The 21,452-nt window shown below is 70.2% G+C and carries 24 protein-coding genes and 1 pseudogene; 11 read left to right on the forward strand and 14 right to left on the reverse strand.

Annotation, left to right across the window (positions count from 1 at the left end; translation table 11 throughout):
* Positions 1–65: 65 nt before the first annotated feature.
* Positions 66–749, reverse strand: a complete 684-nt coding sequence (locus tag BLR46_RS02000) for a trimeric intracellular cation channel family protein (RefSeq protein WP_093248481.1) — start codon at positions 747–749, stop codon at positions 66–68.
* Positions 750–890: 141 nt separating this feature from the next.
* Between BLR46_RS02000 and BLR46_RS02005 the strand changes: the two genes are divergently transcribed.
* Positions 891–1,238, forward strand: coding sequence for a YciI family protein (locus BLR46_RS02005; protein WP_093248483.1), 348 nt, complete (start codon positions 891–893; stop codon positions 1,236–1,238).
* Positions 1,235–2,473, forward strand: a complete 1,239-nt coding sequence (locus tag BLR46_RS02010) for an RNA polymerase sigma factor (RefSeq protein WP_093248485.1) — start codon at positions 1,235–1,237, stop codon at positions 2,471–2,473. Before BLR46_RS02005 ends, BLR46_RS02010 begins: the two co-directional genes overlap by 4 nt.
* A gap of 10 nt (positions 2,474–2,483) precedes the next feature.
* Here BLR46_RS02010 and BLR46_RS02015 read toward each other — a convergent pair whose 3' ends face one another.
* Positions 2,484–2,792, reverse strand: coding sequence for a hypothetical protein (locus BLR46_RS02015; protein ID WP_093248487.1), 309 nt, complete (start codon positions 2,790–2,792; stop codon positions 2,484–2,486).
* 165 nt (positions 2,793–2,957) lie between these two features.
* On the opposite strand from BLR46_RS02015, the gene BLR46_RS02020 reads away from it, so the two are divergent.
* The 6 genes from BLR46_RS02020 (at position 2,958) to BLR46_RS02045 (ending at position 10,506) form a co-directional block, all read left to right on the forward strand.
* A complete protein-coding gene (locus BLR46_RS02020; RefSeq protein ID WP_176761622.1) occupies positions 2,958–4,190 on the forward strand; it encodes an MFS transporter in 1,233 nt (410 codons plus the stop codon).
* Positions 4,183–4,605 carry an HIT family protein gene (locus tag BLR46_RS02025; protein ID WP_093248489.1) on the forward strand — a complete coding sequence of 141 codons (423 nt, stop codon included), beginning with the start codon at positions 4,183–4,185 and terminating at the stop codon, positions 4,603–4,605. Before BLR46_RS02020 ends, BLR46_RS02025 begins: the two co-directional genes overlap by 8 nt.
* A 61-nt stretch (positions 4,606–4,666) precedes the next feature.
* Positions 4,667–5,200 (forward strand): TspO/MBR family protein, encoded by a 534-nt coding sequence (locus BLR46_RS02030; protein ID WP_093248491.1) that lies wholly within the window; start codon positions 4,667–4,669, stop codon positions 5,198–5,200.
* A gap of 383 nt (positions 5,201–5,583) precedes the next feature.
* Positions 5,584–6,612 (forward strand): TerC family protein, encoded by a 1,029-nt coding sequence (locus BLR46_RS02035; protein WP_093248493.1) that lies wholly within the window; start codon positions 5,584–5,586, stop codon positions 6,610–6,612.
* A 43-nt stretch (positions 6,613–6,655) separates the two neighbouring features.
* On the forward strand, positions 6,656–6,967 hold the full coding sequence (locus BLR46_RS02040) for a 4a-hydroxytetrahydrobiopterin dehydratase (RefSeq protein WP_093248495.1): 312 nt from the start codon (positions 6,656–6,658) through the stop codon (positions 6,965–6,967).
* Positions 6,968–7,068: 101 nt separating this feature from the next.
* Entirely contained in the window at positions 7,069–10,506 is a 3,438-nt protein-coding gene (locus BLR46_RS02045; protein ID WP_093248497.1) for an ABC transporter ATP-binding protein/permease, read from the forward strand.
* Between the two features lie 4 nt (positions 10,507–10,510).
* Here the strand turns inward: BLR46_RS02045 and BLR46_RS02050 are convergent, their stop codons facing one another.
* From BLR46_RS02050 to arsB, 5 genes are read right to left on the reverse strand one after another with little or no spacing between them, the layout of a single operon-like run.
* The gene (locus tag BLR46_RS02050) at positions 10,511–10,969 is read right to left on the reverse strand and encodes a UPF0158 family protein (RefSeq protein WP_093248499.1); all 459 of its coding nucleotides are present in this window, start codon (positions 10,967–10,969) and stop codon (positions 10,511–10,513) included.
* A gap of 37 nt (positions 10,970–11,006) precedes the next feature.
* Positions 11,007–11,528, reverse strand: a complete 522-nt coding sequence (locus BLR46_RS02055; RefSeq protein WP_093248500.1) for a mycothiol transferase — start codon at positions 11,526–11,528, stop codon at positions 11,007–11,009.
* 58 nt (positions 11,529–11,586) lie between these two features.
* Positions 11,587–11,967, reverse strand: a complete 381-nt coding sequence (locus BLR46_RS02060; protein ID WP_093248502.1) for an ACT domain-containing protein — start codon at positions 11,965–11,967, stop codon at positions 11,587–11,589.
* Between the two features lie 38 nt (positions 11,968–12,005).
* On the reverse strand, positions 12,006–12,416 hold the full coding sequence (locus BLR46_RS02065; protein ID WP_093248503.1) for an arsenate reductase ArsC: 411 nt from the start codon (positions 12,414–12,416) through the stop codon (positions 12,006–12,008).
* Between the two features lie 10 nt (positions 12,417–12,426).
* Entirely contained in the window at positions 12,427–13,470 is a 1,044-nt protein-coding gene (gene arsB / locus BLR46_RS02070) for an ACR3 family arsenite efflux transporter (RefSeq protein ID WP_093249525.1), read from the reverse strand.
* Between the two features lie 131 nt (positions 13,471–13,601).
* Between arsB and BLR46_RS02075 the strand changes: the two genes are divergently transcribed.
* A complete protein-coding gene (locus BLR46_RS02075) occupies positions 13,602–13,973 on the forward strand; it encodes an ArsR/SmtB family transcription factor (protein WP_093248505.1) in 372 nt (123 codons plus the stop codon).
* A 15-nt stretch (positions 13,974–13,988) separates the two neighbouring features.
* Here BLR46_RS02075 and BLR46_RS02080 read toward each other — a convergent pair whose 3' ends face one another.
* The 5 genes from BLR46_RS02080 to BLR46_RS02100 are packed head-to-tail and all read right to left on the reverse strand — an operon-like array spanning position 13,989 to position 17,269.
* On the reverse strand, positions 13,989–14,612 hold the full coding sequence (locus BLR46_RS02080; protein WP_093248507.1) for a DsrE/DsrF/DrsH-like family protein: 624 nt from the start codon (positions 14,610–14,612) through the stop codon (positions 13,989–13,991).
* Positions 14,613–14,625: 13 nt separating this feature from the next.
* The gene (locus tag BLR46_RS02085; RefSeq protein WP_093248509.1) at positions 14,626–14,940 is read right to left on the reverse strand and encodes a TusE/DsrC/DsvC family sulfur relay protein; all 315 of its coding nucleotides are present in this window, start codon (positions 14,938–14,940) and stop codon (positions 14,626–14,628) included.
* Positions 14,941–14,945: 5 nt separating this feature from the next.
* Positions 14,946–16,181, reverse strand: coding sequence for a type III sulfide quinone reductase, selenoprotein subtype (gene sqr, locus BLR46_RS02090; protein WP_093248511.1), 1,236 nt, complete (start codon positions 16,179–16,181; stop codon positions 14,946–14,948).
* 47 nt (positions 16,182–16,228) lie between these two features.
* The gene (locus BLR46_RS02095; protein ID WP_093248513.1) at positions 16,229–16,639 is read right to left on the reverse strand and encodes a four-helix bundle copper-binding protein; all 411 of its coding nucleotides are present in this window, start codon (positions 16,637–16,639) and stop codon (positions 16,229–16,231) included.
* 48 nt (positions 16,640–16,687) lie between these two features.
* Positions 16,688–17,269, reverse strand: coding sequence for a winged helix-turn-helix domain-containing protein (locus tag BLR46_RS02100; protein ID WP_176761623.1), 582 nt, complete (start codon positions 17,267–17,269; stop codon positions 16,688–16,690).
* 116 nt (positions 17,270–17,385) lie between these two features.
* Between BLR46_RS02100 and BLR46_RS02105 the strand changes: the two genes are divergently transcribed.
* Complete coding sequence (locus BLR46_RS02105) at positions 17,386–18,681, forward strand: MFS transporter (protein ID WP_176761624.1); 1,296 nt, start codon at positions 17,386–17,388, stop codon at positions 18,679–18,681.
* Between the two features lie 49 nt (positions 18,682–18,730).
* Here BLR46_RS02105 and BLR46_RS15385 read toward each other — a convergent pair.
* Positions 18,731–19,465, reverse strand: a pseudogene (locus BLR46_RS15385) (serine hydrolase domain-containing protein); the annotation flags it as partial.
* A 40-nt stretch (positions 19,466–19,505) separates the two neighbouring features.
* Here BLR46_RS15385 and BLR46_RS02115 point away from each other — a divergent pair.
* Positions 19,506–20,606: a pyridoxal-phosphate-dependent aminotransferase family protein gene (locus BLR46_RS02115; RefSeq protein ID WP_093248521.1), complete on the forward strand. Its 1,101-nt coding sequence runs from the start codon at positions 19,506–19,508 to the stop codon at positions 20,604–20,606.
* On the opposite strand, the gene BLR46_RS02120 is transcribed toward BLR46_RS02115, so the two are convergent.
* A complete protein-coding gene (locus tag BLR46_RS02120) occupies positions 20,581–21,438 on the reverse strand; it encodes a hypothetical protein (RefSeq protein ID WP_093248522.1) in 858 nt (285 codons plus the stop codon). The genes BLR46_RS02115 and BLR46_RS02120 overlap by 26 nt on opposite strands.
* Positions 21,439–21,452 lie beyond the last annotated feature (14 nt).

Here is a 21,452-nt window from a genome sequence, read left to right on the forward strand (position 1 = left end):
CCCGAACCACCGACAATGATCTCAACCATCAATCATCCTGTCCGGCGGGCCCTGTAGAGCGATCGTCACGACCCCGTCCCACCACGGCGGCTCCCCCACGGCCCGAAGCTCGGGCGGCGCAGCGAGACGGACAGCGCCCCGGGCAGCTGCCAGTTGCGCCACCTGGCGATGAGGCCGAGCGCCGCGGCCGTGAGGATCGCTGTGGCCATGCCGAGCTCGTAGCGGCCGTAGTGCAGCAGGATCGCCATCTCGGCGCTGGCGACGACGGCGACCGTCGCGTAGAGCGGGTTGCCGCCGAAGATGCTGGGCACGTCGTTGACCATCACGTCACGCAGCATGCCGCCACCCACCGCGGTGATGACGCCGAGCAGGATCGCCGGGGCCCAGCCGAGGCCGGCGCCGAGCGCCTTGGTGGTGCCGGTGGCCGCCCAGCAGCCGAGGGCGAGGACGTCGATGACCGCCAATGCGCGCCGGGGCGTGCGGCCGTCGAGCCGGATGACGTAGGCGATGAGTGCCGCGCTCACGGCCCCGACGAGGTAGGCCGGGTCGGTGAGGGCCACGGGGAAGCCGATGCCGAGCATCACGTCGCGCAACAGCCCACCGCCCAGGCCTGAGGCGATGGCGAGGAACAGGAAACCGATCAGGTCGAAGCCCTTCGAGCGCGCGACGACGCCGCCCAGCAGCCCGTTGCCGACGACGCCGGCGACATCCACGACCCGGAAGAGCGCGTCCGGTGTCCACTCCTCCACGGTCGGCTCCCTTCCCTCGGGTCGATCCGAGTCTAGGACGGTGGCCGTTCCCGCAGGATCGGTGTCGATTTCGCGGATCCTCGTTCGTCTAGGGTGTGACTGCGCCGCACGGGTGCAGTCGACATCGATGAGGAGTCGAACATGAAATACGTACTGCTGCTGATGGGCAACGTCGACGGACCACGCTGCGGAGAGGACGACGTGCCGGGCATGGAGGAGTACATCGCGTTCCAGCGCGAACTCCAGGAGGCCGGGGTCTTCGCCGACGGCTTCGAGCTCGCCGACCCGCAGGAGACCACGACCGTCATGCGTCCGAGCCGCACTGCGGAGCCGGTGGTCACCGCCGGCCCGTACGCCGAGAGCCGAGAGTTCGTCGGCGGCACGTTCATCCTCGACGTGGAGAACCTCGACGAGGCGCTGCGCTGGGCCGCGAAGTGCCCGGGCGCGATCGACGGGCGTGTCGAGGTGCGTCCCATGGTGGGCGCGTGACCCCAGCCGACGACGTGCTCGCCCGGGTCCACCGGGAGGAGCACTCGCGACTCCTGGCCACCCTGGTGCGGCGGTTCGGCGACCTCGACCTCGCCGAGGACGCCGCCCAGGAGGCCATGGAGTCGGCACTCGCGACGTGGCCGCGCGACGGGGTGCCCCGGCAGCCCCTCGCGTGGCTCATCACCGCCGCGCGCCGGAAGGCGCTCGACCGTGTGCGCCGCGACTCCGTGCTGGCCCAACGGCTGGCCGCGCTGCACGTCGAGGAGGACCGGCGCCCGCAGCCCAGCCCGGATGCGATCGTCGACGGCGACAGCCTCCCCGACGAGCGGCTCGCCATGCTGATGGGCTGCTGCCACCCCGCCATTGCGCCGCGCGACCGCGTCGCGCTGATGCTGCGCTTCGTGGGCGGGCTCAGCACAGGCGAGGTGGCGCAGGCGCTGCTCGTGCCGGTGCCGACCCTGCAGGCCCGGATCACCCGCGCGAAGAAGCGGATCGCGACCAACCGCATCCCCCTCACCGTGCCCGACGACCCCGACGAGCGGGCGCGGCGGCTCCCGCTCGTGCTGGCCGCGATCTCGCTCATCTTCACCGAGGGCTACGACGCCTCGAGCGGCGACCACCCGCAGCGCGCGGAGCTCACCGCCGAAGCGATCCGGCTGGCCCGCATCACCGCCGCGCTCGTGCCGCACCACGCCGAGCCGACCGGACTGCTCGCCCTCCTGCTGCTCACCGACGCGCGGGCCGCCGCTCGGGTGGACACCGACGGCGTGCCGGTGCCGTTGGAGGACCAGGACCGCGCCCGCTGGGACCGCGAGCGCCTCGTCGAGGGCGTGCGGCTGGCGGAACGGGCCGCGACTATGCCGCACGCCTCCCGGTTCGCGATCCAGGCCGCCATCGCCGCGGTGCATGCGGAGGCGCCGGCCTTCGCCGAGACGGACTGGGCGCAGATCGTCGCGCTCTATGACCTCCTGCTCCGCGAGGGCGACGACCCCGTGGTCCGCCTCAACCGCGCCATCGCCGTGGGGCGCCGGGACTCGCCCGACGAGGGGCTTGCCCTGCTGCGGGCGCTCGCCGACGAGCCCGAACTCGTGAACCACCACCCGTACCACGTGGCGCTCGCGCTGTTCCTTGACGAGGTGGGCGAACACGACGAGGCAACCCGCGCCTGGCAGCACGCGCTGACGCTCGCCGACAACGGCGGCATGCGCCGGTTCATCGAGCGCAAGCTTGCCTGAGCCGGCGCGGTCAGGCGGCCGATGGCAGCCTCGCCCGGGCGGACTCGTACGCGATGAGCGCGGTGCTCGCCAGCTCCGCCGTCGACGGGCGCGGCGCCTTCACCCCGATCCCGGGCCCGGAGACGGTCCAGATCCCGGTGTCGGAGGTGTCCGACTTCGCCACGACAATGAGGCCTTGGGACGTCGGGAAGGAGAGGCGGGGACGCGCGTCGTCGATGACGACGAGTCGCTCGAGCTCGGGACGCACCGCGATGAGGTGCGACTTCACGGAGTAGATCAGCAACAGGTCTGCGATGCCGGTGTCGTTCAGCTCGTCCATGTCACCACACTGCATGCCACCTCTGACAGTTTTCGTCCGTCCGTTCTGATTGGCGTGTTGCGGCGGGTCGATCGACGCGATTCGCCCGCCGCCGGGGGCGGCCGCGACTTAGGCTTTGGATCAATGGCGAGCGGCACGTTGCCGCGATCCCGACAGGAGCCACCGATGAGCGACCCGACCGTAGCCACCGCCACACCTGACGCCGCCACAGCCCGCAAAATGCTCGTGCTGGCCACCGTCGGCTTCGCCCTCTGCTTCTGGGCGTGGGCGCTGCTCGCCCCCTTGGCAGTCACGCTCCGGGAGGAGCTCGGGCTCACGTCGCTGGAGCAGTCGCTGGTCGTGGCGACGCCGGTGCTGGTGGGGTCGCTCGGGCGCATCCCAGTCGGCGCGCTGACCGACCGGCTCGGCGCGAAGGTGATGTTCCCGGCCGTCGCCGGCATCGCCATCCTGCCGGTCCTGTTCCTCGCCTTCTTCGGCACGAGCCTCGCCGCGCTCCTGATCGGCGGCTTCTTCCTGGGCATCGCGGGGACGTCGTTCGCCGTGGGCGTGCCGTTCGTGAACGCTTGGCACCCGCCGTCGAAGCGCGGCGCCGCGCTGGGACTGTTCGGCATGGGCAATGGCGGCACCGCCGTCGCCGCCTTCTCGACCCTCCCCCTCGCCGGCCTGCTCGGCCGCTCGGCGCCGTTCATCCTGGTGGCGATCCTGCTGGCGTCGTACGCGGTGCTGGCGTGGTTCACGCTGCGGACTCCCCCGGGCCGCCCGCGCGCCGGCGGCGCGAACTGGCTGCGCGCGGCGGCCCACACCCTCGCGCAACCGGTCGCCATCAAGCTGGCCCTGCTCTACGCGATCTCCTTCGGCGGGTTCGTCGCGTTCAGCGTGTACCTGCCCACCTATCTGGTGAACAACTTCGGCATGGACAAGGGCGGCGCCTCCTTCCGGATGGCGGGCTTCGTCGTCGTGTCGGTGGTGGCGCGGCCCATCGGCGGCTGGCTGTGCGACCGCTACTCGAAGACCAAGGTGCTCGCCATCCTCCTCGTCGCCACCGGCGCCTTCGCCCTGCTCGCCACGGTGGTCGGCGCGGGCACGATCGACCTCGCCCTCGAGCCCGTCGGCACCGTCGCCTTCCTCGGCATGGCGGCCGGGCTCGGCGCCGGAGCGGGCGCCGTGTTCGCGCTCGTCGCGGCGCTGGTGGAGCCGGAGCGGGTCGGCGCGGTCACCGGCGTCGTGGGCGCAGCCGGCGGACTCGGCGGCTTCGTCCCGCCGCTGCTCATGGGCGTCATCTACGACTCCTTCGGCAGCTACACCCTCGGCCTGCTGCTGCTCGCCATCGTGGCCGTGGCGGGCGGGCTCTACGCGCTCGTCGGGTTCCGCAAGGAATTGGCCGCGCACCATGGCTGAGCCGCCCACCGACCTCGTCTGCGGCATCGTCGGCGGCGACGTACAGGCCGCGGTCGTGCACCGCGACGAGCACACCGTCGCCTTCCTCGACCACCGTCCGCTGTTCAAGGGCCACACGCTGGTCTGCCCGGTGGAGCACGTCGACACGCTCACCGACCTGCCGCCCCACCTCGTCGCGCCCCTCTTCACCGCGGTGCAGCGGGTGGCCGACGCGATGGTCGACACCCTGGGCGCCGACGGCAGCTTCACCGCCATCAACACCGTGGTCAGCCAGTCCGTGCCGCACCTGCACGTGCACGTGGTGCCGCGCGTGAAGGGCGACGGGTTGCGCGGCTTCTTCTGGCCCCGCGTGAAGTACGAGGAGGGGGAGGCCGAGCGCTACGCGCAGCTGCTGCGGGACTCGCTGAACCGGTAACCCCCGACCCGCCGCTGGGGAAGAATGAGAGATCTGAACGATCGAGCGAGAGGGGCAGTCGATGTTGAGGAAGAACAAGCACAAGAGCAGGACGAAGGGTGCCGCGCCCGAGCCGAAGGTGGTGCCGTTCCTCGGCTCGACCGCGGCCGTGATCGCCACCGCGCTGGCCGGATCCGTCGCCACCGACCCCAAGAGCGCGTGGTACCGCTCCCTCGACAAGCCGAAGTGGCAGCCGCCCGGCGGGCTGTTCCCGGTCGTCTGGACCGGGCTGTACACGAGCATCGCGGTGGTCGCCGGCAAGGTCCTCGCCGACGCGGAACGGCGCCACGACGACGAGCGGGTCCGCCAGTACAAGCGCGCGCTCGCACTCAACCTCCTCCTCAACGCCGGCTGGAGCTTCGCGTTCTTCAAGTTCAAGAAGCTCGGCCTGGCCGCCGTCGTGGCCGGGGCCCTGTCCGCGAGCTCCACCGGGCTCATGAAGGAATCCGGCAAGACCGACCCCAAGCTGGGGAAGGCGCTGCTGCCGTACGCCGCCTGGACCACCTTCGCCACCGCGCTCTCCACCGAGATCTGGACGCGCAACCGCCAGTCCTGACGCCCAGATTCAAGAAACTTCACTTGCTTGCTCCACCGGGGCCCCGGCCCCGCGGGGCGCGCCGGCTCCCGCGTCAAGCAAGTGAAGTTTCTTGATTTCGGGGGCGGCACGCCGCTTCCGCCCCGGCCGGATTACAGAAAACTCATTTGCTGGGCGATCTCACCGCTCCGGCCAAGCGTCGAGATCGCCCAGCAAATGAGTTTTCTGTAATTTCGCGGGTCCAAACCTTGACCAGGCCGCCCCGCCCGTGCTTCACTCTTCAACAGTAGGAGGGGAGTACCCCCGAGCGCTTCGTCGTCACTACGGCCCCACCCGGGGTCCGGCGAGCGGGTCCGACAAGGGCTGGGAGAGACCTCCGATCGCAACGATCGGAAGGTTTCGTCATGGATGTCCCGTTCTGGCTGTGGGTCGCGGTGCTCGGCTTCATCGTCGTAATGCTCGCCGTCGACCTCTTCGCCCACCGCAAGGCGCACGTCATCGGCGTGCGCGAGGCCGCGCTCTGGTCCGTGGTCTGGGTGGCGTTCGGCGTCGGCTTCGGCGGCGTGATCTGGTGGCTCCACGGCGCCGAGCTCGGCCAGCAGTACTTCGCCGGCTACTTCATCGAGAAGTCGCTCGCCGTCGACAACGTCTTCGTCTGGGCCATCATCTTCGGCTACTTCGCCGTCCCGCGCGAGTACCAGCACCGGGTGCTGTTCCTCGGAGTGCTCGGCGCGCTCGTGTTCCGCGGCATCTTCATCGCCGGCGGCGCGGTGCTCATCGAGCGCTTCTCCTGGATCCTCTACGTCTTCGCCGCGTTCCTGCTCTGGACCGGCTGGAAGATGCTCCGCCAGCGCCACGAGCACCTGGACCCCGAGCGCTCGCTCGTCCTGCGCTGGTTCCGCCGCGCCGTCCCCATGACCGACGCCTACCACGGGCAGCGGCTCCTCATCCGCCGCGGCGGCGCCATCCTCGCCACCCCGCTGCTCGCGGTGCTGGTGCTCGTCGAGGCCACCGACATCCTCTTCGCCGTCGACTCCATCCCCGCGATCTTCGCCGTCACCAGCGAGCCGTTCATCGTGTTCACCGCCAACGCGTTCGCCATCCTGGGCCTGCGCGCGATGTACTTCCTACTCGCCGACCTGATGCACCGCTTCGTGTACCTCAAGGTCGGGCTCGCGTTCGTGCTCATCTGGGTGGGCATCAAGATGATGCTGAAGGTCGACGTCGTCTACATCCCCACGCCGATCTCGCTCGCGGTGATCGCGACGATCATCGTCGCCTCGGTCGTGGCGAGCCTGTACGCCACCCGCGGCCAGGGGCGGCGGGCCCCGACGACCCCGGCCGACGCCCCCTTCCGCACGGCCACCGCCGACGAGCTCGCCGAGGCCGGACCGCTGTGGCCGAGGCGCGCCCCGTCGCTGCGTAACCGCTAGTGAACCGCCGAACGTGGCCCCGGTCAGGTGCACCATTGCTTCCATGACCGATCCGAAGCAGAAGCTCACCCCCGCCGAGATCGACGACGCCCAGCTGGGCGAGTGGCGCCGCGAGGACGAGACCCTCGTCGCCCACTTCGACACGGGCGACTTCACCACGGGGCTCGAGTTCGTGAACCTGATCGGGGACGCGGCGGAGTCGCTCAACCACCACCCGGTGCTCACGCTCACCTACGACCGCGTGAAGCTGCGGCTATGGAGCCACGACGTCGGCGGCATCACCATCCGCGACATCGAGCTGGCCAAGGTCATCAACGAGCGGGCGGTGCAGCTGGGCGTCGACTTCGCCCGGTAGGAGGCGACGGGGAGGGTCTGGGCACGCCCATCTACAATTGAGCCTGCCGACCGATCTCCCCGATTCAGCAGCAGCATCCTGCGGATCAGAAAGGCCGCGAGATGCTCCAGCTCCTGAGCGTTCGCAAGTCGTACACGACGGGTTCGTTCACGCAGACGGCCCTCGACGACGTGTCGATCGCGTTCCGGGACAACGAGTTCGTCGCGATCCTCGGCCCGTCGGGTTCCGGCAAGACGACGCTGCTGAACATCGTCGGCGGCCTCGACCACTACGACTCCGGCGACGTGATCATCGACGGGGTCTCCACCCGCGAGTACCGCGACCGCGACTGGGACGCCTACCGCAACAACCGGATCGGGTTCGTCTTCCAGAGCTACAACCTGATCCCGCACCAGTCGGTGCTGGCCAACGTCGAGCTCGCGCTCACCCTCGCCGGCGTCTCCCGCGCGGCGCGACGGGCGAAGGCCATGGCCGCGCTTACCGACGTCGGGCTGGCCGAGCACGCGCACAAGCTACCCAACCAGCTCTCTGGCGGACAGATGCAGCGCGTCGCGATCGCCCGCGCGCTGATCAACGACCCCGAGATCCTCCTCGCCGACGAGCCCACCGGCGCCCTCGACTCCACCACCAGCGTCCACGTCATGGACCTGCTCACGCAGATCGCCCGCGACCGGCTGGTGATCATGGTGACGCACAACCCGGACCTCGCCGCGCAGTACGCGACGCGCACCGTCGCCCTGAGCGATGGGGCGGTCGTGCAGGACACCGACCCGTACTGGCCGGCGGAGGTGCCCGACGAGGGCGACGGGCTGCGCCGGACGGCGATGTCGTTCCTGACGGCGATCGGGTTGTCGTTCACGAACCTGATGACCAAGAAGGGCCGCACCCTGATGACGGCCTTCGCGGGCAGCATCGGCATCGTCGGCATCGCGGCCATCCTCGCGCTCGCCAACGGTGTGGGCCTCTACATCAAGGACATCGAGGAGGAGACGCTCTCGATGTACCCGCTGTCGATCCAGGCGCAGGGGATCGACATGACCGCGCTGCTGACCGGCGGCGGGGGTGACGACTCCGAGCCGGCCGGCGACGACGACCCCGGCGGCGGCCCGGTGCGCGAGGTCCCGATGCTCAACCGCGTGTTCTCCGGCGTCAACACCAACGACCTCACCTCCCTCAAGCGCTACCTCGACTTCGGCGGCGGGGGCATCGATGAGTACACCAACGCCATCGAGTACTCCTACGACGTGACCCCGCAGATCTACCGGCGCGACGTCAGCGACGGGGTCCGGCAGGTCAACCCGGACACCACGTTCAACTCCATCGGCTTCGGCGCGAGCCCCGACGCGGGCGGGCCCTTCGCGTCGCAGCTGGGCGGCGATTCGTTCGAGGAACTGATGGACGACCTGTCACTCGTCGAGGAGCAGTACGACGTGGTGGCCGGCGACTGGCCGCAGGGGCCGGACGAGCTCGTCGTGGTGCTGTCCTCGCGCGGCGGCATCGGCGACTACGCCCTCTACACACTCGGGCTGCGCGACGCCGCGGAGCTCGACCGGATGGTGCAGCAACTGCGCGACGGCGAGGAGCTCACCGAGCCCGCGCCCGCCGGCACCTACGACTACGACGAGATCCTGGGCGTCACGTTCTCGCTCGTCCACGCCGCCGACTACTACACCTACGACGACGCCTACGACATCTGGACCGACCGACGCAGCGATCCCGCCTACCTGCGCGGGCTCGTGGAGGAGGGCGAGGAGCTGCGCGTCGCCGGCATCGTGAAGCCGAAGGAGGACGCGTCGGCCACCGCGCTCAACCCGGGCATCTACTACGACCCCTCCCTGACCCACCACGTCATGGAGGTGGCCGCCGACAGCACGATCGTCAAGGACCAGCTCGGCGAGCGCAGCCGCAACGTCTTCACCGGCAAGAGCTTCGGCGACGACGACCCCGAGATCCAGGACTTCGACCTCTCGTCGCTCGTCACCATCGACGAGTCCGCCATCGCCGGCGCGTTCAGCGTCGACGAGTCCATGCTCACCATCGACCCCTCCGGCTTCGACCTCGCGATGCCCGACATCGCCCTCGACCCGTCGCTGATGCCGGCGCTCGACCTGTCGTCGCTCGCCGGGAGCCTCGACCTCTCCGACGTGCTGGTGCTTCCCGAGCCGGCCCCGGCCGAGCCGCAGCCCTCCCCGTCGCCCTCGCCGATCCCGGACGTGGATCCCGACGAGGCCGCCGCCGCCCTCGGCGGGCTGATGACTGCCTATGCCGACTACGTCGAGGCGCAGGGCCTTGACCCGGCCCAGTTCGCGGACAACTTCAACCAGTTCGTCGCGAGCGAGGAGGGCTCGGCGGCGCTGGTGGCGGTCGAGGACCTGGACATGGTGCAGGGGTACCTTGACTTCAGCGTCGGCGACGGGCTGGACCCGCTCGACGTCACCGGCAACCTCCAGCCGTTCCTCGATTCGCTGGCTCCCGCGCCGCAGCAGGTCGTGCCGGACACCGCCACGACGAGGTTCGCGGAGGACTACCTCCGGTTCGCCGACGACTACTCGCTCGACCCGCTGAACGTGGCCGACAACCTGCCGCTGTTCCTCGGCTCGCCCGAGGGGCAGTCCGCGCTGGCCGACACAGGGATCCGGCTCGACTTCGCGCCCGTGGAGCGGCAGTTGCAGGCCGCGATCACCGACTACATGGGCCAGGTGATGGCCGTCTACACCGAGCAGCTGAGCGGCCAGGTGGCTGACGCGCTGCAGGCGCAGGTGGGCGCGGCGATGGAGTCGACGATGAGCCAGCTCGCCGCGACCCTGCCGTCGGCGATGCGCGTCGACGAGGCCGCCCTGCAGGAGGCGTTCCAGTTCAACCTCGACCCCCAGGAACTCACGCAACTGCTGGTGGCGATGTCGGCCGCCGAGCAGAACAGCTACGAGCGCAACCTCCGGACGCTGGGCTACGCCGACCCGGATTCGCCGTCGCGGATCGACCTCTACCCCGTCGACTTCGAGGGCAAGGAGCACATCACCGACCTGCTCAACGCCTACAACGAGGACCAGCGCGCCAGCGGCAACGACGACCGCGTCATCACCTGGACCGACATCGTCGGCGCGCTCATGTCGTCGGTGACCGACATCATCAACATGATCAGCTACGTGCTGATCGCGTTCGTCGCGATCTCGCTGGTGGTCTCGTCGATCATGATCGGCATCATCACGTACGTCTCCGTGCTCGAGCGACGGAAGGAGATCGGCATCCTGCGCGCCGTCGGCGCCAGCAAGGGCGACATCGCCCGCGTGTTCAACGCCGAGACCCTCATCGTCGGCTTCGTCGCCGGCGTGATGGGCATCCTCATCACGCTGCTGCTCACGATTCCGGCCAACGCCATCGTCGAGTCGCGCTTCGACGTCGCCAACGTCGCCGTGCTGCCCTGGCAGGCCGCGGTCATCCTGGTGTTCATCAGCATGGGCCTGTCGTTCCTCGCGGGCCTGATCCCGTCGTCGGCCGCCTCCCGGAAGGACCCCGTCGAGGCGCTGCGCAGCGAGTAGCGCGTCAGAGGTTGCCCAGCGACGAGGCCGCCGCGGCCTGCAGGGTGGCGCGCTCCGCGTCGATCTCCGACTGCGGCACGAGCCCGGTGCTCTCCAGCCACGACAGCGCCCGCAGCTTGGCCTCCGTCTGCCGATACTCGGCCCACGCGGTCCGGATCCGCTCGGGGGCCTCCTTGATCACGTCGCCGACGTCGCGGAACAGGCGGTGCCCGTCGAGCGCGTCCTCGAGTTCGTCCTTGAGCGCCGGGTCGGAGACGTGGTCGACGAAGGCCTGGATCTCGCTGTAGCTCCCGCCCGAGCCGGACTCGATGCGGATGGCCTCGTCGCCGGCCTCGTCGCGGTAGTCGTGGATGCGTCCCGTGGCGGGGTCGAGGTACGCGTCGCCGCCCCGTCGGAGGGCCTCGGCGAGCGCGTCGATGTCGATGGACGCGAGGTGGAGCCGCTTGTCGCTTGCTTCTTCCATGTGCCCATCCTGCGCCACGACGGGGGCAGCGGGGCCGCTAGTAGCCGATCCGCCAGCCCTCGACGAGGCCCCGCGCGTAGGCGGCCTGCCCGAGGTGGGCGACCGCGTCGTCGATGAGGCTGATGATCCGCACGCCGCGGGTGGTGGGCGGGTCCCAGGAGTCGTCGACGACGACGTCGAGGTCCTCCTCGGAGAGGGTGTCGGTGTAGGCGGTGAGGGCGGAGACGACGGCCGCGAGGTAGTCGCCGAGCGCGTCGGGGTCGGCCACCCGCAGTTCGCCCACGGCGCCGCTGTCGTCGCCGAACCCGAAGGTGTGCGGCCCGCGCTCGACCCCGAGCCGGTCGGCCCAGCCGCCGCGGACCCACTCCTGCTCCTCCTGGACGAGGTCTGCGAGTTGGACGTCCATCTGGCGGGCGGCGTGCCACACGAGCCAGGCGATCGAGTTGCCGCGATGCTCGGGCATCGCGTGCAGCGCCTCGGGGGTGATGCCGTCGAGCACCGTGCGGGCGGTGTCGACGGGGCGCTGGGCGGCGTCGGCGAGCAGTTGACGATGGTCCATGGTCGGTCCTTCCCTCGTCACCCCATCGTAACGACCGGATGCCCGGCGACCGCCCGAATCAGCCGAGGCGACCCAGCACGGCAAGGGCCTCGTCGAGCCGGTCGATGGGCACGAGCAGGTGGTCGTGGTGGAAGCCGGCGATGACGTTGCAGCTGATGGACGCGTCGGCCAGGGCCGCGCTGACCGCGGCGGTCAGCCCGACGGCCGCCAGCGAGGAGTGCACCCGCAGCGTGATCCAGCCGGCGACGAAGTCGTACGCCAGCCCGAGCCGGTCGGCGTCCTCCTGCGCGACGACGACGCTCAGTCCCTCGGGCTCGACGACGCTGGCCAGCACCTCGGCCGCGGGCGGCTCGTCGACCGCGGCGAAGACGTACCGCCCCGCGCGGGCCTCCGGCGACATCGTCGCCAACAACTTCCCGAGGTCCGTCTCACCGCTCATGCCCGCCACCGTAGCCCCGAGTTACAGAAAACTCGCGGTCAGGCGACCGGCGGCACCCCGAGCGAGGCCAAGAGTTCCTCGACGCGGCGGCGGATGTCGTCGCGGATCGGCCGCACCGCGTCGACGCCCTGGCCTGCGGGGTCCTGCAGTTCCCAGTCCTCGTAGCGCTTGCCCGGGTAGAAGGGGCAGGCGTCGCCGCAGCCCATGGTGATCACCACGTCGGACGCCTGGACGGCCTCGGGGGTGAGGATCTTCGGCTTCTCGGCGGAGATGTCGATGCCCTCCTCGAGCAGCACGTCGCGGACGGCCGGGTTGATGGAGTCGGCCGGGGCGGAGCCGGCCGAGCGCACCTCCACCGCACCGCCGGAGAGGTGGCGGGTGTAGGCGGCGGCCATCTGGGACCGACCGGCGTTGTGGACGCAGACGAACATCACGGAGGGCTTTGACATGGGGTTCCTCTCAGCGGACCGGGACGGTCGGGTCGTTCTTGAACAGCTTGGGCGCGAGCCACAGGGACACGTAGACCAGCCCGACGAGCACGGGCACCTCGATGAGCGGGCCCACCACGCCGGCGAGCGCCTGGCCCGAGGTGACGCCGAAGGTGCCGATGGCGACGGCGATGGCGAGCTCGAAGTTGTTGCCCGCCGCGGTGAAGGCGACCGTCGTGGAGTGGGCGTAGTCGAGGCCCGCTGCGCGGGAGGCCAGCAGGGAGCCGAGCCACATGACGGCGAAGTACAGCAGCAGCGGCAGCGCGATGCGGGCGACGTCGAGCGGCCGGCTCGTGATCGCCTCGCCTTGGAGGGCGAACAGCAGCACGATCGTGAACAGCAGCCCGTAGAGCGCCCACGGCCCGAGCTTCGGCAGGAAGCGGTGCTCGTACCACTCGCGCCCCTTCGCGCGCTCGCCGAAGTGGCGGGTCAGGAAGCCGGCGAGCAGCGGGATCCCGAGGAACACCAGGACGGACAGGAAGATCGCCCAGAACGAGAAGTCCGCCGACGTCGTCGGCAGCCCCAGCCAGCCGGGCAGGATCTGCAGGTAGAACCAGCCGAGGAACGAGAACGCGAGCACCTGGAACACGGAGTTGACGGCGACGAGCACCGCCGCGGCCTCCGTGTCGCCGCAGGCGAGGTCGTTCCAGATCAGCACCATCGCGATGCAGCGGGCGAGACCGACGATGATGAGCCCGGTCCGGTACTCGGGCAGGTCCGGCACCAGCAGCCACGCGAGCGCGAACATGAGCGCCGGACCGACGACCCAGTTGAGCACCAGCGACAGTCCCATGAGCCGCTTGTCGGCCGTGACGCGCCTCGTCTCGTCGTACCGCACCTTGGCGAGCACCGGGTACATCATCACGAGCAGGCCGATCGCGATCGGCACCGACACCGAACCGACCTTGACGGCGTCGAGCGCCTCGTTGAGCCCGGGCACGAGCCGGCCGAGCGCCAGGCCGAGCACCATGGCGCCGATGATCCAGACCGGCAGGTAGCGGTCGAGGGTGCTCATCTGGCGCGCGACGCCGGTGTGGGGGGCGGGCGAATGCGTGACGGACACAATTCTCCTGACGTATTGACGAATGTCGATGCCTATCCTCCCAGCGGCGATCGACGCCTGTCAATGTGACGTAGGATGGCACGATGACCACGCACATCGAACTCACCCCGACGTCCGCCGTCGACTGCTCGAGCGCCGCGACGGTCATGATGCCCGCCGAGCGCGCCGAATGCCTCGCCGAGATCTTCAAGGCGCTGTCCGACCCCACGCGCGTCCGCCTGCTCGCCTACATCAGCGACTCCATCGACGGCACCGCCTGCGCCTGCCACCTCCCCGACGCGCTCGGCATCAGCCAGCCGACGCTGTCACACCACCTCAAGAAGCTGACCGACGCGGGCCTCGTCACTCGACAGCAGCGCGGGCGGTGGGCCCACTACACCGCCGCCCCGAGCGTCCTCGAGGTGGCGCGCGAGTTCCTCGGGGCGTCGACGGAGGCCGCCGCCCGCTGCTGCTGAGGCCCCGGGCGGGGCTCACACGAAGATGACCTGGGCCCCTTCGCTGATCTCGATGAAGTCCGCGGCGCTGATGACGCCCTCGACGCCCGGGTGCATGTCCGCCTCGAGCAGCTTCATCATGTCGAACGTGAGCTTGCACGCGTACATGTGAGCCCCCGCCGCCTGCATCAGGTCGAGGAACTCCGGCACGTCGGGAACGTCCTCCTGGGCCATCATGCGCTTCATCATCCGCGTGGCGTAGCCCGTCATCCCCGGCAGGTTGCCGAGCGCCTGCGGCATCGAGGCGTGCTCGAGCCCCGGGCGCAGCCGCCCCAGGTCCGGCATGTGCATCGCCGTGTTGGCGGCAAGCGTGAACTGCAGCTTGTGGTTGGTCTTCATGTTGACGATGTCGAGGCCCCAGAAGGTGAAGAAGATGTGCACCTCGACACCCTCGCCCAGCGCGGCGTTGCCCATGATCAGCGCGGGGTACGCCATGTCGAGGTTGCCCTTCGAGCAGATGAAAGCAATCTTCCGGGGACCCGCCGGAACCGGGGCCGTGGAGGCCGACGGCGCCGCCGCTGTCCCGGCCTCGGGCTCGCGCCGGGTGGTCGTCGGGCCGAAGTCCGGGATGATGAAGCCCTCGGGCAGTGTGGTGGTCATTTGCGTGCTCCTCTCAGACGCAGCCGACGGGCTTGGGCAGGCCGGCGAGCCAGGCCATCTTCTTGGCCGGCTTGCCGGGGTAGAGGTCGAAGAGCTCCTTGACCTGGAAGCCGCCGACGGTCTGCATGCGGCGCAGCGTCGGCGTGACGCCGGTCTTCTTCGAGTCCTCGCGCATGAAGCGCAGGGGGGCGAGGTGGGCCTCGTCGAGTTCGATCCCGATGAGCGGCGCGAGGTCCGCGGCCAGGGCCTCGTCCCACTCGTCGCGCTTCGTGAAGAACCCCTCGGCGTCGACCTCGAAGGTGCGGCCATTGAGCTGGTTCGTGGGCATCGTCGTCACTCCTTCGGCCGGCGCTTGCCGGCCATCGACATCTTGGCGGGGACGGGCATCTTGTGCCCCGGGAGCAGGACCTTCCAGTACAGCTGCTCGAACGCGAGCTTGCCGAGGTGGTTGACCCGCGACGGCTTCAACAGCGTCATCGGCCCCACCCCGGCGAGCGGGTAGCTGCCGAGCAGCGGCTCGGTGTCGTAGTTGAAGTCGAGCAGCATGGCCTGGCCGCGGCCGGACTCGACGAAGCAGTTCGCGTGCCCGTCGAACTGGTTCGGCAGGGGACGGCCCTCGACGGCGGCGACGAAGTTGTCGACGAACAGCTCGGTGGCGAAGTGGGCGACCGAGCCGGCCTTCGACGTCGGGATGTCCGAGGCGTCACCGAGGACGAAGATCCGCTCGTGCTCGGTGGAGCGCAGGGTGCGCTTGTCGACGGGGATGAACCCGGCGTCGTTGCCCAGGCCGGAGTCCATGACGAACTGCTGCCCGACGTTGGGCGGGACGGTGACCAGCAGGTCGAACGGCAGCTCCCGCCCGTCGTACGCGACGAGCTTCTGCTGCTCGTTGTCGATGCGCTCGACGGCGAAGTCCGCGGCGAGCCGGATGCTGCGGTCCCTGAGCAGACCGCCCAGTTCGGCGGAGGCCACCGGCTTGGTGAACGCCCCGTCGAGCGGGGTCACGTAGGTGATGTCCACCTTGTGCCGGATGCCGCGCTTGCGGAAGTGGTCCTCGACGAGGAACGCGAACTCGAGCGGCGCGACGGGGCACTTGATCGGCATCTCCGAGACGTGGACGAGGATCTTGCCCTTCTCGAACCGGCCGAGCGCCTCCTTGAGCGCCTTCGAGCCCTCAAGGGTGTAGAACTCGTGGACCTTGTCGCGCCACAGTGCGCCGTCGGCCATGCCGGGGACCATCGTCGGGTCCGGGCGGGTGCCGGAGGCGATGAGGAGCCAGTCGTAGCCGAGGGTGCGCCCATCGGCGAGGTCGACCTGCCGGTCCTCGGCGCGAACGAGCTTGACGTCGCCCTCCACGAAGGAGATGCCGTCATTCAGGTACGAGCGGCGGTCGCGGACGACGCGCTCGGCCTTCATCCAGAACGGGATGAACAACAACCCGGGCTGGTACACGTGCTCGTCGTCCCGGTCCACCACCGTGATGGACCACGAATCGTCGAGCACCTTGCGCAGGTGGTTGGCGGCCATGGTTCCGGCCGTTCCCGCGCCAAGGATGAGCAGGGTATTCATGTCTCACAGAATACCCCCTACGGTATGTAGTAGGCGGCCGGGGCGAGTTAATTCCCGATGACCGCCAACAGCTCCTCGCAAGCCTTTTCACAGCGACGGCACGCCTCCGCGCACACCTTGCAGTGCTCGTGCATGCCGGCGTGCTGCTCGCACTCGGATGCGCACTCGGCGCAGGCCACGCGGCAGGCCTCGAGCTGGGCCTTCACGGTGGTGAGGTCGCTGCCGGTGCGGCGGCTGAGCACCATGCCGGTGGTGGCGCAGATGTCGGCGCAGTCGAGGTCGGTGCGGATGCAGTCGCGCAGTTCGGCGACCATGTCCTCGGCCAGGCAGGCGTCTGCGCAGGAGGTGCAGGTGGCGGCGCACTCGAAGCACGCCGCGATGCACTCGGCGAGCTTCGCCACGTCGAGTCCATCAGTGGTGTTCGGGTGGGCGTTGATCATGGCGGTGACGGTGTGCATCGCAGGTCTCCTTCCATTTCGGGCTCTCGACGCTACACACCGATCGGTTCACTCCTCGGGCGGCAGGGGGAAGCCGAGGGTGTAGAGCTTCACGACGCGCACGCCGGGCTCGTCGGCGACCTCGTCCCGCCGGGCTCGCGCCCGCTTGACGTGGTCGTGCGTGACCTCCGCGAGCGCGAGCTGCAGCTCCTGCAACTCCGGCGCGGTCATCCGCACGGTGACGTCGCTGCTGATCGACGCCTCGATCCACTCCCGCTCCTCGCCCGCCTGGCGGTCGATCCACTCGAGCAGGCGGTGGACGCGCTGCTCCACGAGTTGGCGCTGCACGATGTCCACGGCGGTGCGGGTCTCGGCGCCGGGCGCTTCGTCGAAGACATCGAGGTCGAACGAGAAACCCTCGGACTTCCAGAAGCGCTCCCTGGCGGTCCCCCTGCCCGGCACCTCGGAGATGAAGCCGTGCTTGGCGAGCTGCCGCAGGTGGTAACTGGTCTGGCCGGTGCTCTCGCCGGTGACGCGAGCGAGCGTTGCCGACGTGGCGGGGCCGTGGTCGCCGAGGTACTCGTACATCGCCATGCGCAGCGGATGGGCGAAGGCCTTGAGCGCCGCCGCGCTGACCGACCGTTCGACCATGGGGTGCTTGCGTGGGGTTTCCCCCTCGGAGGGGTTGCCAACCGTCATAGTGCAGAGTTACCTTTGCATAGAAGTCTTTGCATCACTTGTTTTGCAACTTGATTCTAGGAGAAGAAGTGCAGGACCGACGACTCTTCAACACGCACCTCGCGGGTGTCGCCCTCAGCAACCTCGCCGACGGCATCCTCGCCGGGGCCGTGCCCCTCGTCGCGATCTCCCTGACCCGGGACCCGCTCCTCGTCGGCCTCATCTCCACCTCGATGTGGCTGCCCTGGCTGCTGGGCGCGCTGCTGGTCGGAGTGTTCGTCGACCGCACCGACCGCGCGCAGGTGCGTCGTCGGGCGCTCCTCGCTCGCGCCTGCGTGCTGGCCGGCGCGCTCGCCATCGTCGCCGCCGACCTGCTCACCATCTGGGCGCTGCTCGGGGTGATCCTCGCCTACGCGGTCACCGAGGTGGTGTCCGACCTCGCGGCCTCCGCGCTCATCCCCCAACTCGTCGGGCCCGACGACCTCGCCCACGCCAACAGCCGGGTGATGGGCGTCGAGCGGCTGATGCAGTCGTTCCTGGGGGCGCCGCTCGGCGGAGCGCTGGTCGCGCTCGCGTCGGCCTCGGCGTTCGGGGCCGCCGCGGGACTCGTCGCGGTGGCGGTCGTCGTGCTGACGCGGCTGCGGCGCCCCGGCGGGTTCCGCGCCCCGTCGGAGGAGGGATCGGCGCCGTCGGTGCGCGCCGAGATCATGGAGGGGCTGCGGCTCGTCGCCACCCACCGGGTCGTCCGGCCGCTGGTGGTCATGGCCGTGCTGTCCAACTTCGCGAGCACCGCCTACTTCTCGGTGTTCGTGCTGTGGGCGGTCGGGGAGGGCTCCGCCATCGGGCTGAAGGAGTGGCAGTACCCGATCCTGCCCGCGGTGCTCACCGCCGGGGCGCTCCTCGGCACCCTCGTGCCGCGACGGTGGGTCCGCCGCGCCGGCGAGGTGCGGCTCATGACCACGGGACTGCTGGTCAACGGACTCGGGTTGTTCGTGCCGTTCCTGGTGCCGACCTGGTGGGCCGTGGCCGCGACCTTCCTCGTGCTGGGCGCGAGCAACATGATCGGCAACGTCATCCTGATGAGCATCCGCCAGCGCGTGGTGCCGGGTCGGCTGCTCGGCCGGGTGGGCGGCGCATCTGCGACGCTGGCCTACGGCGTGATGGCGATCGCCGGCCCGGTCGGTGGGCTGCTCGCCAGGGCGACCTCCCTCGGCGTCGTGTTCGTCTCCATGGCGGCGGTGGCGAGCCTCACCGCGGTCTGGCTGATGACCCGGCTGCGGCAGCGCGACGTGGACGCCGCAGGAGTTCCAGCGGCGCCACCCATCCCGTCGGCATCCGGTCCGAGGGCGGCGGACCGTAGTCGAACACTGGATCCGCGAGCGTGACCACCACGAGCCGGTCCGACGGCCGGCACCACAGCAGCTGACCCGCCCAGCCAGCGCCGAAGAAGGCGCCGTCGGGTTCGAGCCACAGCCCGATGCCGTACGGGCGGCCCTCGGGCGGGCCGCCGGCCGACGTCGGCGTGCGCATCGCGCGGACCCACTCGTCGCCCTCGTCGAGCAGCAGTTCGCCCAGTCGGGCCAGTGCCACCGCCGGGAGCCGCAGGTGCGCGGGGCCGCTCGGCACACCTGCGGGGTCGGTCATCCATCGCGGGTCCGGGGCACCGAGCCGGGAGAAGAGGTGCCTCGTCGCGAAGGCTTGGAGCCCGCCGGGGGCCGTGCGGTGCAGGGCCTCGGCGACGAGCTGGCTGGCGCCGTTGTCGTAGACGAACCGCTCCCCCGGCGCGGCGACCTGCGGGCTGCGGGCGAACGCGGCCGCCCAGTGCGGCTCGGTGACGGCGACGAGGTCGAGGTCGAACGGCCCGTCCACCTCGGCGCCGCGGGTCATGGTCAGGAGGTGCCGGAGCGTCTGGTCACCGGTGCCGTCGAGGCCGGTGTAGCGGGCGACGGGTACGTCGAGGTCCAGCAGCCCGTCGCGGACGGCGAACCCCACCAGCACCGCGAGCACGGTCTTGGTCAGCGAGAAGAGGTCGCGCGGCGCGCCGCCGGTCGTGGAGTGGTCGGCCAGCACGTCGCCGTCCCTCACGACGAGCACGTCGGTCACCCGCGAGCAACCCGGCTCGGCGAGCACGTCGTCGACGAACCGGCGGGCGTCGTGGAAGGTGACCATGGGTCACAGTATTCCGGCGCGATGTGCAAGAGTGACCCCCATGAGTGAGTCAGTCATGGTTGCCCGGCACCTCTTCGGCCCCGGCCCCTGCAATCCCTATCCCGAAGCCACCGTCGCCCTCGGCCGCCCGCTGCTCGGGCACCTCGACCCCGTGTTCATCGAGACCATGGACCGCGCCTGCGAGGGCCTGCGCCAGGTGTGGGGCACGCGCAACGCCCGCACGCTGCCGCTGTCGGCCACCGGCTCGGGCGGCATGGAGGCCGCGTTCGTCAACATGGTGGAGCCCGGCGACGTGGTGGTCGTCGGCGTCAACGGCCTGTTCGGCGAGCGGATGTGCGACCTCGCGGAGCGCTGCGGCGCCGAGGTGGTGCGCGTCGACTTCGAGTGGGGCCAACCCGTCGACCCCGAGACCATCACCAGCGCCCACCCCAACCCGAAGATCATCGCCGTCGTGCACGCCGAGACCTCGACGGGCGTCCGCTCGGACATCAAGGCCATCGGCGAGCGCAAGGGCGACGCGCTGCTGCTCGTCGACGCCGTCACCTCGATCGGCGGCATCGAACTGCTCGCCGACGAGTGGGGCATCGACATCGGCTACGCGGGCACCCAGAAGTGCCTCGGCGTCGCGCCCGGGCTCGCCCCGTTCACGATCAGCGACCGCGCCTGGGAGCGTCGCGTGGAGAAGCCGCGCTCGTGGTACCTCGACCTCGGCATGCTCGGCGGCTACGTCGGCGAGGCCTCCGGGAAGCAGCGCACCTACCACCACACCGCGCCGGTGGGGATGGTCGTGTCGCTGGCAGCCGCGCTCGAGCGCATCCTCGACGAGGGCCTCGACAACGTCCGCGCCCGCCACCAGGCCGCCGGCGACGAGCTGCAGGCCGGGCTGGAGGCGATGGGCCTCGAACTGTTCGCGGCCGAGGGCTACCGCCTCCCCGAGCTCACGACGGTGAAGGTCCCCGACGGCGTCGACTCGGCCAAGGTCCGGGCGTACCTGCTCGAGAAGTACAACATGGAGATCGGCGCCGGCGTGAAGCAGTTCGCGTCGACGGTGTGGCGCATCGGCCTCATGGGCCCCAACGCCAACCCCGGCTCCGTGAAGCTCGTCCTCGGCGCCCTCAAGGACGCGATCGAGAACGCCTAGTCTCCATCACCCAGAAGGTGGCGAACAGCGCGATCTCCCACCACTCGAGCAGCAGCACGAAGTGGTCGGGCGCGACGAGCGCACTCACCACCCAAGTCACCAGCGGGCCGAGCACCATGAGCCCGACGATGACCCGGTAGCCGCCCTGGGCCGCCACCTCCTCGGGGGTGGCGCCCGTACCGTCGCGGCGTGCGGCCGCCAGCGGCCAGGCGTGGCTCCACACCGCCACGACGAGGGCGGCGATGAAGAAGATGGCCGCCACCTCGTGGACCCACGGGAGCGTCACCCGGTCCGCGGGCGGCGCCCATAGCTGCCACAGCATCCACGCCAGGAAGGCGGCCAGGACCCCGAGTGTGACGACGACGAACGCCTTGGCCCAGCGGTCGGCCGACCCGAGGACGCCGTGCCGGAACCGGCGCCAGAACACTAGCCCGCCGAGCGCCATGGTGAACGTGACGCTGAACCGCAGCGCCCACACGTACTGCTCAGGGCTGACACCCTCGGGCGACAGCACGTAGCTCGCGCGCAGGTCGGCGAGGATCTGCTCGAGGCCGGTGGGGACGAGCGCCACCACCATCAGGTAGAGCGCGGCGCCGTGGAAGTTGTACTGCTCGGCGATGGAGTCGCTGCGGTACACGAGGAGCCCCACGGCCGTCGCGATCAGGACGCCGACGAAGAGGTCGCGCAGCGGGCCGCCGTAGTAGGCGCTGATCGACGACTCGAACTGGCGCGACTGGACAGCCATCGCCACCGAGGACACGAACAGCAGCGCCGGCAGCGCCACGAGCGCCAGCCGCACCGCGCGGTAGGTGAGCCTGTACCGGTCGTCCATGGCGCAACGCTAAC

The sequence above is a fragment of the Tessaracoccus oleiagri genome, assembly GCF_900103275.1.
Taxonomy (GTDB): domain Bacteria; phylum Actinomycetota; class Actinomycetes; order Propionibacteriales; family Propionibacteriaceae; genus Arachnia; species Arachnia oleiagri.